Below are 14,355 nucleotides of genomic sequence, written 5' to 3'. Positions count from 1 at the left end.
ACCAATCTTTCCAGCGCCGAGAGCAATGTTCGGCTCGTGCTCGATCAGCTTCTTGCGTCCACCCCTGCTTTTCGGACGTGTCTACGAGAACCCGCCGGGTCGTCCTTGGGCATGACCGCATTTTTCCGAATACAGCGTCATTTCGCGATAGCCCCGTGGCTTTAGCGACGATGCTTTGTCCGCCGTAACCGAGCGCCTCGCTTCCGCCAACGCCCACACACGACGCCCCCGCTCATCCAAAACCGTGGACACGCGCTCGAACTTCTTACGGATCGTTTCAACTAGCTCGTCATTACTCATGACGAGATCGTCGCCTACTCGTATAAGTTGTACAAGTTATTTCTGGACAGATACCAAGTCGACGGTGGGTAAAATGGCTGGATGGCAACTTTCGGCCAGAAGCGGACGGCGGAGATTCTTCTCCAAAGCCGACGCTGACCCTGAACAATCAACCATAACCGGTCAGTCGGCTGGAGGGATGTCAATTTCCGCTCCTGACCGAGCGGTATGCTCCGGAAAGCAGTCAGCAGGTGTAGGATGGTGTCGGTCGGGAACCGGCCAGGAAACGACCTTCATGCCAACCGTGTCGACGGTCGGCTTCTCGGCCAATGCCGCCGTTGGCCTGGGGCGTGGTGTCGGGCAGGAAAGAGTTGGTTAACTGCCGTTCAACCGCAAACGACAACGAACGGCAGCTTTCCTATCGGGCGAACGCGAACTCCCGACCCAGGTTGTGTAAACTTCAGTTGAGCGCTTCGTCCTTCCAAAACTTCGCTCCCGCCACAGCGCCACCAATCTGGAGGCCATTCTTTGTCAGCGTGTAGTACTTCGCGTGAGGAATGGCATTTCCACCGCTTTGCCCACCAATGGTCTTGCCTGCGGCGTCGGCTTCCCAGGAAAGCCCGGATGCAAAAACGTTGCTTTGGCCGAGCGGCGCAAATCCTGACTTCAAACCGGCCAAACTTGGCCGGTTCGCCGCTCCACCACCATGGGGGGGCGTGCACACCTATTTGGGAAACATGAACTGTACCTGCGCCCGAATTTGCCAGTTCGCCCCATCGTCCGGGGTAACCACGTTGTAGTAGGCCGACAGCTGCGCATTCACCGGCAATTTTCCAAGGTGGAATATCTTCCCTACGCCACCGCCCACAGGCACTGTCCACCGTTGGCTGTCCTCCGCCCTCCAGTTAGCCGTGATGATCGGAGCACTGACCACATATAAGCCCCCCGGGAAGTTGTAATTGACGAAGGGCTGGATCATCCCGTTGTTGTACGAGCCGCCCTGCTTGTCGCCGGATAGCGACCAGATGTTGTTGACTAGCGCGCCATAGACCCACGGGCTCCCCTTTTCGAGGTGCAAGACGACGACAGACGGACCGAGGCCCCAGTTCTTGTTGCCGAGTTCGTTGTCGGTGTTGGTAGGAATCTGCGCAACCGGCCCGACCCCCCAGATCCAGCTCCCGGGCTTGGCCGGCGAAACAAAGGCTGTCAGCACGGTGTCGCCGATGCCGTTGGTGCGGTCGTCACCCGGGTAAAGCCCGGGCATCGAGATCACCGGAACGATGGTGCGCGTGATGATGTTCCAGTCGTCATTGACCGAGATCGGGATGACCGGCTGGATGTTGAGGATGTTCTGCGTTTTCTTCTCAGGCCCGAAGTTGAGGTTGGTATTGTTCTGGAACGGAACGCTGATCAGGTTTCCCACCGGGTTCTGGGCTAGTTTGGCCAGTTCCTCGGCGCTCATTTCGGCATGGGCCGGCGCCAGCATGCTGAGGCTAAGCAGGGCGCAGACAACTACTCTGGCGGGGGAGAAGCCGGAAAGCGCAGCGGCCGGTCCATCCGAACAAATATTCATGGTGATTTCCTTGTCAATTGCTGTGACAGATACTTTGAAAGCGCCATTGGCATTCATCGCGGGTTCCTGTTTTGGAAGGCGAATACCGTCTTCCAGTCGTTCTTCATGCCAATAACATTCCAGCCGCGCTGGTTGGCTTCCGCCATGAGCGCGTCGCTGAAGGTGCAACTCTTTGACTGCGGCCCGTAAGCCAACTTGCGCTTGGCGTTTCTTGATTTACGAAATACTCAAAATGGCTGAGGCATTTTATTGCTCACCCCTTTGTCGCGGTCAACCCGGAAAGACAGGCAAAAACAGGATCGTCGGCGGCCCGGCTAGCGCACGCCGCGCCGAAAGCTCAGTATGGCGGATTAATTACGATATACTGACCGCCCTGAGGCTGGTACCAGGTGGTGCCACATTGCTGGTAAATGATTCCACCGTAGTTCACTGGCACGCAGTTGGGTGGTATGGTCCGGACGATAGAACCGACCACGGCGGCGGTTACCGCAACCGTCGCGGTCACTGCTGCTGCCGTCGCCACCGGGTGATAATAACCGTTGTCCCAACCGCCGCAGCATCCGCCATGGCGGTCCACATCGACGTTGACGTTCCGGTTAACGTTGACGTTCCGATTGACGTTGGTAACGCTGGTGCTGCGAACATTGGATGCACGTACATCGCGCCGGCTGTTGTCGATTTGGCGCTCGCCACCATGGGCCATGCCACCAGCGCGGGCACCGGCATGACCGCCACCGCCAAAGCCGCCGCCTCGTGCTTCGGCGATAGGTGTCATGACGAAACTGGAAAGAACAAGCGCCGCCAGCGGTGCAGCAAACAGCTTTTTGTATGATTTGCTCATGTTGGCGCTCCTTTATTTTTGATCAAGCACGCGGAGTTCAACTGCCGTGCTGCCCTTGGGCGGGGTGAATTTGAAAGTCGATGCAGAGAACGTCGGCTTGAGTTGCCACTCGATCAAGGAAATCGACTGCGGGCGTGCCTCATCGGCCCGGTTGGTAATGACCAGTTTTCGCGGCAGCTTCCTGGTACCGACAGAAATCCACACCTGCCAATCGATGTTGCCCTGACGGAAAGCGTAGTGATCGCACAGATCGTCACCGATAAAGTCCTGCCCGGCATTCATCGCCGATTCGATCTTGTCGAGTGGCGCGAGCGGCGTGCCCCAGGAAAATAGGTCGGACAGCGGCACGTCAATCCCATAGCGTTGCTCCAGGCGGTTGACAAGTTCGTCCAGCGTTCCGGAAAAAGTAGTTGTCGAATACGATTTCTGGGCCGGAGCATAGAGCGTCACAGTCGTGCCGTCATACACCAGTTCGCGCTCGTTCCGTGCACTGATCATCCGCGCACGCATTTTGTTTGGCCGGTCGGCGTACAGTACGGCAGAGGCCGAATGCTGCAATTTTTGTCCATCGGCCAGAACCCGCTCCCCGGTGAGTTCAGTGGCAACCTTGAAGCGCTTCAGGGCCTGCAGATCGCTACCCATGTCCTTGAGCGCCTGCATCGCAGCCGGATCGATGGCAACGACTGCGGCCTGGCCAACGCTTACCGGTTGAGCCGTCTGCGCATACAAGACAGACGCGGCCAAAGTAAACGCCATCAGCGCTAAAGCGGGTTTGGTCAGTGTCACTTCATTCTCCTTGTAGGTGGATGGATGGGAAGCATGGCAATCCCATCCGGTGGCCCACATGCCTTGTGATCAACGGCATGTAGCGCATCATGATTTCCTCACGTTGCCCGCTTAGGGAGTAACGATGTTGAACCAGAACTCAAAGTTGTCGAGGTAGGAAAGCAATTCGTCCAGTTTGGCTTCGCTGCCCGAGAGCTTCACGCTACCTGCTGACATTGCGCTCTTGAGTGTGGTTTGCTTGAGTACGATCTGATTGAGCGCTTCCCGAGAAAGCGTAAGGGTTGCATCTGCATCTTTCGCCTGCAAACCCGGCGTATGGTTCAAAACACCATTGACCATTTCAAGAACGTAGCGCTCTTTAACATCGGTGAAATCGAAGTTCAGAACGATCCGCTTGCCATCAGCTTTTGGTCCGTTCAGGCGCATAGCTAGGTAATCGAAGAACAGGTCAAGACTCATTGCCCGCAAGGTGTCGGGGCTAGAGGTATTCGGTGCGGGGAGTTTAGCCACACCTTCGCGTAGCTCTTTGGCACCGGTGAGATAGAAGTTGCGCCACGGCCCACTCTCAGCCTGGTACCCAAGCTGCTCAAGTGCATCTGCCTGAAGCTCCTTCGCTGCCTTGTTGGTGGGGTCGGCAAAAACCGCGTGGTTCACCACCTCCGCAACCCAGCGGTAATCGCCCTTGTCATAGTACGTCTTTGCCATCTTAAGCAACGCGTCTGTACCGCCCATCATTTCCACATAGCGTTTTGAGGATTCGACTGGCGGCAGCACGTGCAAGGTGGCTGGATTGCCGATAAACCAACCCAGGTAAAGAACATACGTAGCCTTTACGTCGTGATTCAACGATCCGTAGTAGCCGCGATTCGAGAAGCGTGTTCCAACAGCCTTAGGCAACTGGATTTGCTCGGCAATCTCGACCATCGTCTCCCCGTGGTTGGCCAGCCGCAGCGTCTGGTCATTGATGTAACGATACATATCACGCTGGAGGCTAATATGCTCGACGAGTGCCTTTTGACCCCATACCGGCCAGTGGTGCATGGAGAAGACGACCTCTGCCTTGTCGCCCCACATTCCCAGAGCTTCGTTCAGATACTTGGACCAAGCTAGCGGGTCGCGGATCTTGGCTCCTCGCAACGAGTATGTGTTGTGCAGTGTGTGGGTCGCATCTTCGGCGGCATTGATGGCCTTCTTCTCCTTGATGTAGAACAGCATCTCGGAGGGGGCTTCGGTGTTTGGTGCGAACAGGAACTCATAGGTCAGCCCGTCGATGACGCGAGTTTCGCCCGTCTTGGAAATGATTTCCGTCGGCGGAATCAGCGTGACGGTACCTGCGGAAGTCGTGGTGCCGAGGCCGGCACCTACCTGACCCGTGGTGCTTGGCGGCAGAAGATTGCCATACATGTAGCTGGCCCGACGACTCATCGCGTTTCCGGCCATCACGTTCTCGGCGACTGCAGCCTCGAGGAAGCCGACCGGCGCATAAACCTTGACCTTGCCCGCTTTGACCGAAGCCTCGTCGATTACACCGCGCACCCCGCCATAGTGGTCAACGTGGCTATGCGTATAGACAACGGCGACGACCGGCTTCTTCGGCCGATGTTGGTAGTAAAGCTCAAGCGCCCGCTTTGCGGTTTCGGTCGAGATCAGCGGATCGAAAATGGTGATGCCCGACTTGCCCTCGACGATCGTCATGTTGGAAAGATCCTGATTGCGGACCTGGTAGATGCCGGGGACCACTTCGAAGAGGCCTGAAATATTGATCAGTTGCGATTGACGCCACAGGCTTGGGTTGACGGTATCGGGAGTGGCCGAGCCTTCCTTGATGAAGTCGTATTGTTTCGGGTTCCAGACAGGATTTCCCTCTGCGCCCTTGAGCATTTCCTGAGGTAACGGCGCAATGAAACCTTTGTGCGCCAACTCGAACGACGTCTTGTCGGAGAAAGGCAATTCGTTGAGAAGTCGAGCATTCGCCACTTTGGTTGAATCAGTAGCACTCTTGGGTTGTTCTTGCGCATTTACCAATGAAATGCTTTGGGCAAGTGTGAGAGACGCGAAGAGCACCGGAAAGAGTCGATGGAATTGATGCATTTTTTTCCCTCAAATATTGATTATGGAATTGGTATTGTTGGTGCTCCGAATATGCGGACTTGCCTGTCGCCTCAGTTCAAGGCGCTGTCCCTCCAAAACTTCGTTCCGGCCACCGCGCCACCAATCTGGAGTCCATTCTTCGTCAGCGTGTAGTACTTTGCGTGAGGAATGGCATTTCCACCGCTTTGCCCACCAATGGTCTTCCCTGCGGCGCCGGCACCAATCCCGCCGCCGCCGCCAAATTCCCAACCTTTGGCGATGAATTCGTGCATCCCTTTGGTTGTCTGGAAGATGATCAGCGTTTCACTCTCCGACGCGCCAACCTGTGCCCCGATATTTGCCTGGGCCATTTCCATAAAGACGTCTTTTTTTCGTCGTGCGGTCATGCACTAAACCCTTGCCGCCTGCACCACCGACCAAGAAGCTCAGACCGTAGGTGGTAAAGACAGCGTAGCCAGGGGCTTTGCTGACTTCGCCTTTGATTTTGGGCTCTGCCTTATAGAATTTCTCCAGGCTCGCCTGTGTTACGTTACGGATCTCCGCTTGCTTGCTCGCCTTGTTGTCCTGAGCGATGGCACTGCCAGTCACAAAAGACAATGAAACCGCTGCGACGGTAAATAGATGATGGAGTTTCATGGTTAATCCTTAATTATCAAGTTGGCATGCTCTGGTTTTTCTGCGGCTTCCCGCAGTTGCTGTAAGTCAATCAAAGTGCTCAGGATCAGTTGTCGAAGGCAAACACTTTTTTCCAGTCGTTCTTCATGCTGATGACGGTCCAGCCACGCTGGTTGGCTTCCGCCATGAGCGCATCGCTGAACGTGCCGATCTTCGATTCCGGTCCGTAAGCCCATTCGCGTTTGGCATCGTCGTGGTGCACCAGCATCATCAAGCGTGCGCCACTGCCGGCCTGCGTCCATTCGAGCATCTGCTGGTCGCCGTCGGAGTTGCCGAAGGCGGCAATCGGCCGGCGACCGATATGCGCGTTGATGCCGACGGGCTTGCCCGTCTTGTCGTCGATGAAGTTGATCTCCGGCAGGCGAACGAGCGTCGGCTTGCCGGAACGGACTTCCCATTGGGTCTTGATGCTGCTGCCGACGACCTGTTCGGGCGGAACGCCATAGACTTTTTCGGTCCACGGCCGCATGAATTCGATACCGCCGCCGGAAACGATGAAGGTCTTGAATCCGTTGGCGCGCAGGTAGGTCAGCACTTCTAGCATGGGCTGATAGACCATTTCCGTATAGAGCTTGCCGGTCTTGGGATGCCGGGCCGTCGCAAGCCAGTCCTTAACGGTTTTCTCGAACTCCTCGGTCGTCATGCCGGCGTGCGTGGCCATGACGATTTCCAGGAGCGCTTTTTTCGCCGCCAGCCATGACGCCCTTCAGGTCGCCCTTGAGCAACGAGGCAAACGGCTCTTGCGTCTGCCATTCCGGATGCTGCGGCGCTAGCGCCTTGACGCGATCAATCGCGAAAAGCAACTGAAAATAGACCGGCTGTTCGGCCCACAGCGTGCCATCGTTATCGAAGGTGGCGATGCGTTGCGGCGCCGGCACAAAATCCGGCGAACCTGCCTTTGTAACCTTGGTGACGAAGTTGACTATGGATTGCTTGGCCTTGCCATCGTTCCAGGAGGGCAGGGGATCGGCGGCAAAGGCCGAATTCGCGAACAGCACCACTGCGAACAGTGCATTGACGAGCAGATTCCGCATGTCGATTTCCTTCGTGAATCGTAACTACTCAGGTCAAAATGTTATGCAAAAACAATTGGTTAGAAACAGGCGAACAATGGCATAAACTTGCAACCACTTGATTCTAAAGCAATCCCATTCGTCATTATGTTATTTCAATGCTCGCAACGTGTTGATTTTTTAACAAGATGCAGTAGCTGAGTAGTTACCGTGAATCATGAAAATGGCGGGGCGCATCTTCAAAGATAGCCTCGCCATCGGGTGATAACTCAATTGGCGGAAACCTCAGTTTCCGCTCGGCAAGCCGATGTGGATGCCGTCCTTCATGAGTTGCTCGCGGATGTATTTGAACTTTTCGTACTTGGACAACTCGACCGGTCCGTCATAACCCTCACTTTGCAGCTTGCGTGGCGGATATTTGACATAAGTCTTCATCAGGTCTTCGATCGCCTTGCTGATGGTGACCAGGGTCCAGGTACGCTCGGTGTAGTTGTTCATGAAGATGTCGTAGCGTTCCTGCGGGTCCTGCCAGAGATCGAACACTTGGGGAACGGTGGCCACATATTTTTGCGCTCCCTTCCATCCCAGGTTGCTGTCGACTGCCAAGCCACCCGTAGGTTGCCCGTTGTCGCCACGCAGGTTGAAGACGGCCTTGTAGTTACCGACCCGTGCTGCGCCCGGTGTGAGTTCGTTCTCGGTGAAGTAGAACCATTCGTTGCGCGGCGACTTGCCGGTGCCGAAGAGTACCGGGCTGAGGTCGTAGCTGTCGAAAATGATCGGGTTGCCTTCACGGTCGTTCTGCGGGAGCTTGACCCCGGCGAGGGCGGCGAACGTGGCCATGTAGTCCAGCCCGCCGACGATCTCGTGATTCACACTCCCCGGCTTGATGTTCGGCCCGACGGCAATCGCGGGCACACGGTTGCCGCCTTCGCGCACCGTTCCCTTGGTGCCACGGAACGGGGTATATCCGGCATCGGGATAAACGTCCTGCCAGGCGCCGTTGTCCGTGGTCCAGAAGATGTAGGTGTTCTTGTCGAGGCCGAGTTGGCGGACCTTTTCGATGACACGGCCGATCCGGGTGTCGTTCTCGACGATGGAATCGGCATACTTGCTCTTTGACATCGACTTGAGCTGGAAGTCCGGGTGCGGCATGTTTGGCTGGTGCACCTTCATGAAATTGACGCTCATGAAGAACGGTTTGCTCGATTTGGCCGCCTTGTCCAGATACTCCACAGCCGCCTTCTCGACATATTCGTCGAAGTACGGAATGCCGACCACGCCCTTGTCCGGGGTGTTGACGTACTGACCGTTGATCTTGAAGTCTTCGGTCACCTTGCCGCCCGCCGTGCCGGACAATGCGCCCTTGGTGACTTGCTGGAACATGGCACGCAACTTCGGATCCATGTCGGGGAACCAGGTCGGGTCAGCGTAGGTGTAAGCATTCAGATGGTAGAGCCCGACATATTTCATTTCGTCGTAGCCCTGCGCCGTGGGCAAGGCGTAATCGGCTTCACCCAAGTGCCACTTGCCGGTGAAGAAGGTTTGGTAGCCCCCTTGCTTGAGCACGGAAGCCAGCGTCCATTCCGCCTTGGGCAGCCCGCCGCCCTGACCCTGGAAGGCCACGGTGGTCATGCCGCTGCGGTTGGGGATGCGTCCGGTCTGCACCGCAGCGCGGCCCGGCGTACAACTCGGCTGCGCATAGAACGAGTAGAAGGTCATCCCTTCCTTGGAGAGCCGATCCAGACTCGGGGTCGGCATGCCGCGCCCTGCACCACCGCCATAGGCCCCGGCGTCTCCATAGCCGAAATCGTCGGACAGAATCAGGATGATGTTGGGTTGCTTGGGCGTCTGGCTGGCTTGCGCCTGTGCCGACGAGATTCCTGCAGCCGCCAGAGCCGAAGATGCCAGCGCGATGCCGAGCATACGGACGATAGGGTGTGAACGATTCATATGTCCCCTCGCAAAATGAAGTAGTCCTACAATATTGAAACCTGCAATGGCCGCCCGGCCAGGCAGGTAACCGTTCCTGATACCGCGAGCGGCTTGCCGGATGCGGGGCGCCTTCAGGAACAGAACAGTAGCATTCTAGGAGGGATGAAAATAAAATGATAATGATGAATTTTCATTTCATGGAAACCTTTTGGTTATGATCACGCCCCGCCGTCTTCTCCATTTACGCACACTGGTCGAGCATGGCAATTTCGGCCGTGCCGCTAGTGCTCTGAGCATCTCGCAACCGGCGCTGAGCAAGAGCATCCAGGCGCTGGAGGGGGAACTGGGCGTGGCGCTCCTCGAACGGAACCGCGGGGCGATCATCCTGACGCCCTTCGGCGAGATTGTGCTGGAACGAAGCAACCAGCTGCTCACCGTGGAAGAGGATATGCGGCGCGAGATCGACCTGCTGGCCGGATGCGGCGGCGGTTCGCTCAAGGTCGCGCTCGGCCCCTATCCGAGCATCATCTCGGGCGGCCTTGCCATTGCCCGCCTGTCCGCCAGGTATCCGAAGCTCCGTGTCACGCTCCATGTCGCCGGGTGGCGCGAGGTCGCTCAGCAGGTGCTCTCCCGCACCGTAGACCTGGGCATTGCAGAAATCGGCGATCTCGCGGATGAAGGGGCGTTGACGACCGAACCGGTCGGCCGGCATCGCGGCTATCTGTTCTGCCGTACCGATCATCCGCTGATGGGGCGCGGGCCGGCATCGTGGGCCCAGGCATTGGCGTTCCCCTGGGTCGGGACACGGATACCGGCGCGCATTGCGAACCATTTCCCGGGACCGGTCGACGCCGCCGGTTCGATCGATCCGGCCAATGGCGACTTCGTGCCGGCGGTCAACCTCGATGTGTCGATGCATGTTCCCGAACTTTTGGCCAGCAGCGACGCGCTGGCCGTGGGGACGTTGAAGATGTTCGATGTCGACCTTCTGGCCGACCGGATCTCGATTCTGCCAATGACTGGCCCGCATTTTCAGGCCAACTACGGCTTCCTGTACCTGAAAAATCGCTCGCTCGCCCCCGCTACGCTGGCCTTCATGAGCGAGATCCGGGCAGTCGAAGCCGAGGTCGTCGTGCCGATGGAAGCGACAATCGCGGAACACTGCGCCCGTTCAGGTCAGCCAGGGTCACCCGGCGGCTGATCGGAAATTGGCCGTCGATGGTCCGGTGACGGCTCAAACGCTGCCGGATGAAGATCTGGCACGCTTGCGGAGCCACAGCGCAAGCGACAACAGCAACGTCAGTTGCGTGGCGAACAGGACGGCGATGAAGGTCACGACGGCCGCCTTTCCCAGAACCGAAGTTGCCGCGAGGGTGGCGACGGCGACGTTGCGTGCCGGGAATCCCCAGAGCAGCCCGTGCCGGTCCTCGGTGGAACAGGCCGGCAGTCTGAGGACAGCCCATCCCGCGGCCAGCGTCGCCAGCGTGAACAGCAGCGAGACGCCGAACAGAAGCACGAATTGCTCACGAATCGCTTCGCGCTGGTCAATGATGACCGCCCCCAGCAGTGCGATCACCGCGCCAATGGCTATCCCCTGCAGCGAACCGCGCCAGCGCGCGACCCAGCGCGGTGCGCAGTGGCGGAGCAGCATCCCGGCCAGCAACGGCAACAGCAAGCCGACGATGGCTTGCAACGCGACCTTGAGCATGGGGAGTTCCATTGCCTTGTCGCTGTCGAGGAAGAGCCAGAAGCCAAGCGAAGCGGCGACGGGCGTGACGATCGGCGCCAGCAGGTTCGACATTGCCGCTACCGTGACCGCCAGCGCCAGGTGCCCGCCGGCCAGCTGGGTGTAGAAGCCGGACATGGCTGCCACCGGCGCTGCGGCAAGCAGGATGGCACCGCCGGTCATGCCGGGTGGCAGGTCGAGCAGGCGCCCGACGAGGCCGGCGATGCCGATCAGCAACACCCATTGCGCGCAGACGATACCGGGGACGAGCACCGGGTAACGGCGAACGCGCTGAAAGTCCGCGAGACGCAGATCGGTGCCGACGATCAGCATGACGAAGACGGTCACGAACGGTATGGACGACTCGATCCAGGGGCTCATGGCGGCGGCACTCCGTGTCTGGACGATGTTGGCCTCACGATGACGCGCCCTGCGGCATCGGAGTTCGGGAAGGAAGGACAATCGGGGTCCGGAATTTGGCCATTTTTCACGGTCGACCGCGGCGAATGGCCAGCAGCAACTGTTGTGCCGCACGGTCGTCGGGGTTGAGGGCAAGCGCGCGTTCGGCGTGCGGAAGGGCGGCCTCGGGCCGTTGCTGCTGGAACTGCAGCAGCGCCAGGGCATAGGCGTAGGCGCCTTCCTGCGTGTCGAGGCGCGCTGCCTTGGCGAGCGGGGCTTCGGCGTCACGCAGACGGCCGGCCTGCATCAGGGCGAGGCCGAGGTTGTAGGCGATGCGCGGATTGTCCGGCGCGCGTCGGGCGGCCTCATGCAGTTCGCGAATGGCGGCGGGCAACTGACCGGATTCGGCGAGCAGCAGCGCCAGGCTGTAGCGCAGCTCGGCGTCGCCGGGATTGCGCTCCAGGCCGGCGCGCAGGGTGGCTTCGGCGGCGGCAGTGTCGCCCCGCGTAGCCAGGTAGCCGGCGTAAGCGTTGCGTCCGGCGCCGAAGTCGGGGTCCATGCGCAGGGCGCGCGAATAGGCTTCGCGGGCGGCGGGGTCGTCGCCCCGTTGGGCGTGGACGCCGGCCAGGTTGAGCTGGGTGGCGGGCATGTCGGCCATCGCGGCCTGGGCATCGAGATATTCCTGGTAGGCCTGGTCGAAGGCGGCCTGGTCGGCGCCGGCGAGCGTGCCGGGGGGTAGCGCGGCGAGCGCCTGGGCGGCGTTGATGCGCACGAGGCGGATCGGGTCGCGCAGACACGGGACGAGGAGCGGCGCTCGTTCGGCCGGCGGCAGCTCGGCAAGGGCGAGGACGGCATAGGCGCGGACCAGGGCATCGCTGTCGTTGAGTGCTTCGCTCAGTGCGATGCGGGCTTCAGGTTGTGCGGGGGGCAGGTGCTCGGTGGCGGTGGCGCGGACGATGGCTGGCTGTGCCGGATCGCGCAGCAGGGCGAGCAGGCCGGGCAGGGCTTCGCGGCGCCCGGCGCGGGCGGCCGCGAAGGTGGTGGCGAAGCCCGGCTCCAGGCGCCGTTCAGGGCCGTACCAGCGAGCAACGGCTTCAGCCGCCCAGGCCGGGCTCTTGTTGGCGTGGCACTGGTTGCACGCGTTGGGGGTGCCTAGCTTTTGCGAGAGGTCGGGGGCGCGGGATGCGGAAGCTGTGGTCGGGGCGGGCGTGCACGACCATGTAGTTCTTTTCCGGCATGTGACAGTTCCGGCATTCGGTGCCCGGCCGACCGGCGGTGTGGTGGTGATGCGCCGGGGTGTCGTAGGCCGCTTTCCTGAGTGTCGGAAAGCGCGGGTTGCCGGCCGGGTTGTGGCATTGCACACAAACGGCGTTGCCTTCGGCCTTGAGCTTGAGGCTGTGGGCGTCGTGGCAGTCGGTGCAGCGCACGCCCTGCTGGTACATCCGGCTCTGCAGCATGGAGCCGTAAACATAGACCTCGTCGAGTTGTTGACCGTCGGGATGGTAGAGCCCGGCGCGCAGGAGTTCGGGGCGGAAGTTGTCGAGGAAATGGGCGCCGGGCTGGTCGCTGTCGGCGAGGCGTTGGCGGCGGGAATGGCAGGCGCCGCATTGGTCCACCTGGAAGCGGGAGTCGCCAGCGCGGAAATCGACGACGAGGCCATAGGCCTTTTCAGCACCTGAAGGCGCTGGCTTGCCGTCGCGTTTTGCATCCGCCCAGGCCTGGTGGGCAGCGCCTGGGCCGTGGCAGGACTGGCAGCCGACGTTGATTTCATCCCAGCGCGTGGCGTAGGTGTCGGCGGCGGCATCGTAGCCCTTGCGCAGGTTGGTGCTGTGGCATTCCGCGCACATCAGGTTCCAGTTCTGGTAGCGGCCCGTCCAGTGCATTGGGTCGCCGGTGCCGGCGCGGCTATCGGGATAGAGGTGGAACCAGCGCTGGCGGCGGGTATCCCAGGCCACCGGCAGGGCCTGCAGGCGGCCGCCGGGAAATTCGACGAGGTATTGCTGGAGCGGGTCGACGCCGAAGGTGTATTTGATTTCGTACTGACGGGAACGGCCGTTTTCGCCGGGGGCGTCGACGTAATAGCGCCCGTCGGCCCGGTGGAAGCGCCAGCGCTGCTTGCCCTGGCGCAACACGGCGTCGGCGAAGTCGCCGCGCACGCTGTCCGGGCCGACATGCGCCATGGCCTGGTCGTGGTGGGAGCCGCGCCAGCGCTCGCCGGCTTGCGCATGGCAGCCGACGCAGGTGGCGTCGGCCACGTATGCAACGGCAGGGGCTGCTCTGTGTGTTACGGCGCCACCGCTGCCGACCGCCGGTGGCGCGGGGCGCAAGATGGCGAACAGGGCAATGGCGGTGAGGGTGGCGAGCGCGAGGCCGACCAGTAGAAGCTTAGGCCGGCGTCGGCCAAGTTCGCCTTCGGGCGGCGAGCTGGCTTGGGACCGGACTCGGTCTATTTTCTTGGTACTCACTGCATGGTCTCAACCGGTACGCCGGGACCGCCAGATGGAAATAGGTGCGGGCTCCGGGAAATTATCGCGATTTGTCCGTAAATGCTTTTCACCTCACGGCGCTGCGATGAACCGGACGTCCGGGAACCTACCCGCTATTCGACACGAGTGCAACCGTGGATTCGCGAATTGCATACGCCCGCCTCGTTGATCAGTTGCTCCTTAGGAACGCCCACGAAATAACTTCCCGGTTTTATGCTGTTGAATTTGGCAGGATGGTGTAATTCCATGGGGGCAGTAGTGCATCGGCGACGATGCGCAGGGATGCCTTGAGATCAAGCGCCGCTTTCCGTCCGGTTTCGTAGACGCGATCGATAATATCGACGGTGACCTGAAGTCCAGTTCGAGTCTGGGTACGCTCGATCAGTTGTTTGACCAGAGGCACGCTTTCAAATACGACGCCTTCGCAAGCGCGCGTGACATGGGGGGAAGACGCGGGTGCTCAATCGGGATTGTGCTTGGAGCAATACGGCGGGAAGTGGGCGATCCGAATTTCCAGCTTGAGCCGATTGGCAAGCGCTTGCAAGTCCTGCTGA

General features: G+C 59.9%; 12 protein-coding genes and 3 pseudogenes. 1 reads left to right on the top strand and 14 read right to left on the bottom strand.

Annotation, left to right across the window (positions count from 1 at the left end):
- From E4Q08_RS26440 to E4Q08_RS22650, 10 genes and pseudogenes are all read right to left on the bottom strand, one after another.
- Nucleotides 1-300, bottom strand: a pseudogene (locus tag E4Q08_RS26440) (ISAzo13 family transposase); the annotation flags it as partial.
- Nucleotides 301-739: 439 nt separating this feature from the next.
- Nucleotides 740-958 (bottom strand): hypothetical protein, encoded by a 219-nt coding sequence (locus E4Q08_RS22690; protein WP_169072067.1) that lies wholly within the window; start codon nt 956-958, stop codon nt 740-742.
- 45 nt (nt 959-1,003) lie between these two features.
- Complete coding sequence (locus tag E4Q08_RS22685; RefSeq protein ID WP_248595094.1) at nt 1,004-1,909, bottom strand: transporter family protein; 906 nt, start codon at nt 1,907-1,909, stop codon at nt 1,004-1,006.
- 280 nt (nt 1,910-2,189) lie between these two features.
- Nucleotides 2,190-2,693: a hypothetical protein gene (locus E4Q08_RS22680; RefSeq protein WP_169072066.1), complete on the bottom strand. Its 504-nt coding sequence runs from the start codon at nt 2,691-2,693 to the stop codon at nt 2,190-2,192.
- A 12-nt stretch (nt 2,694-2,705) separates the two neighbouring features.
- Complete coding sequence (locus E4Q08_RS22675; protein WP_308240204.1) at nt 2,706-3,479, bottom strand: DUF2092 domain-containing protein; 774 nt, start codon at nt 3,477-3,479, stop codon at nt 2,706-2,708.
- Between the two features lie 111 nt (nt 3,480-3,590).
- Entirely contained in the window at nt 3,591-5,570 is a 1,980-nt protein-coding gene (locus E4Q08_RS22670; protein WP_169072065.1) for an alkyl/aryl-sulfatase, read from the bottom strand.
- Between the two features lie 71 nt (nt 5,571-5,641).
- Entirely contained in the window at nt 5,642-5,920 is a 279-nt protein-coding gene (locus tag E4Q08_RS22665) for a YSC84-related protein (RefSeq protein WP_248595097.1), read from the bottom strand.
- Nucleotides 5,874-6,206: a lipid-binding SYLF domain-containing protein gene (locus E4Q08_RS22660; protein WP_169072063.1), complete on the bottom strand. Its 333-nt coding sequence runs from the start codon at nt 6,204-6,206 to the stop codon at nt 5,874-5,876. The genes E4Q08_RS22665 and E4Q08_RS22660 overlap by 47 nt, the downstream gene beginning before the upstream one ends.
- 85 nt (nt 6,207-6,291) lie before the next feature.
- Nucleotides 6,292-7,279, bottom strand: a pseudogene (locus E4Q08_RS22655) (HAD family hydrolase).
- 264 nt (nt 7,280-7,543) lie between these two features.
- Nucleotides 7,544-9,181 (bottom strand): arylsulfatase, encoded by a 1,638-nt coding sequence (locus E4Q08_RS22650; protein ID WP_372703816.1) that lies wholly within the window; start codon nt 9,179-9,181, stop codon nt 7,544-7,546.
- Between the two features lie 223 nt (nt 9,182-9,404).
- Between E4Q08_RS22650 and E4Q08_RS22645 the strand changes: the two genes are divergently transcribed.
- Nucleotides 9,405-10,391: a LysR family transcriptional regulator gene (locus E4Q08_RS22645; protein WP_169072061.1), complete on the top strand. Its 987-nt coding sequence runs from the start codon at nt 9,405-9,407 to the stop codon at nt 10,389-10,391.
- A gap of 33 nt (nt 10,392-10,424) precedes the next feature.
- Here E4Q08_RS22645 and E4Q08_RS22640 read toward each other — a convergent pair whose 3' ends face one another.
- The 4 genes and pseudogenes from E4Q08_RS22640 to E4Q08_RS22625 form a co-directional block, all read right to left on the bottom strand.
- Entirely contained in the window at nt 10,425-11,297 is an 873-nt protein-coding gene (locus tag E4Q08_RS22640; protein ID WP_169072060.1) for a bile acid:sodium symporter family protein, read from the bottom strand.
- Between the two features lie 106 nt (nt 11,298-11,403).
- Nucleotides 11,404-12,213, bottom strand: coding sequence for a tetratricopeptide repeat protein (locus E4Q08_RS22635; protein WP_256436040.1), 810 nt, complete (start codon nt 12,211-12,213; stop codon nt 11,404-11,406).
- Between the two features lie 196 nt (nt 12,214-12,409).
- Complete coding sequence (locus E4Q08_RS22630; RefSeq protein WP_169072059.1) at nt 12,410-13,570, bottom strand: cytochrome c3 family protein; 1,161 nt, start codon at nt 13,568-13,570, stop codon at nt 12,410-12,412.
- A 442-nt stretch (nt 13,571-14,012) separates the two neighbouring features.
- Nucleotides 14,013-14,345, bottom strand: a pseudogene (locus tag E4Q08_RS22625) (ISAzo13-like element transposase-related protein).
- Nucleotides 14,346-14,355 lie beyond the last annotated feature (10 nt).

It is taken from the genome of Candidatus Accumulibacter contiguus (genome assembly GCF_012940005.1).
In the GTDB taxonomy this organism is placed as follows: Bacteria; Pseudomonadota; Gammaproteobacteria; order Burkholderiales; family Rhodocyclaceae; genus Accumulibacter; species Accumulibacter contiguus.
Note: the sequence above shows the minus strand (reverse complement) of the source record. Positions and strands in the feature narration are given on the sequence as shown.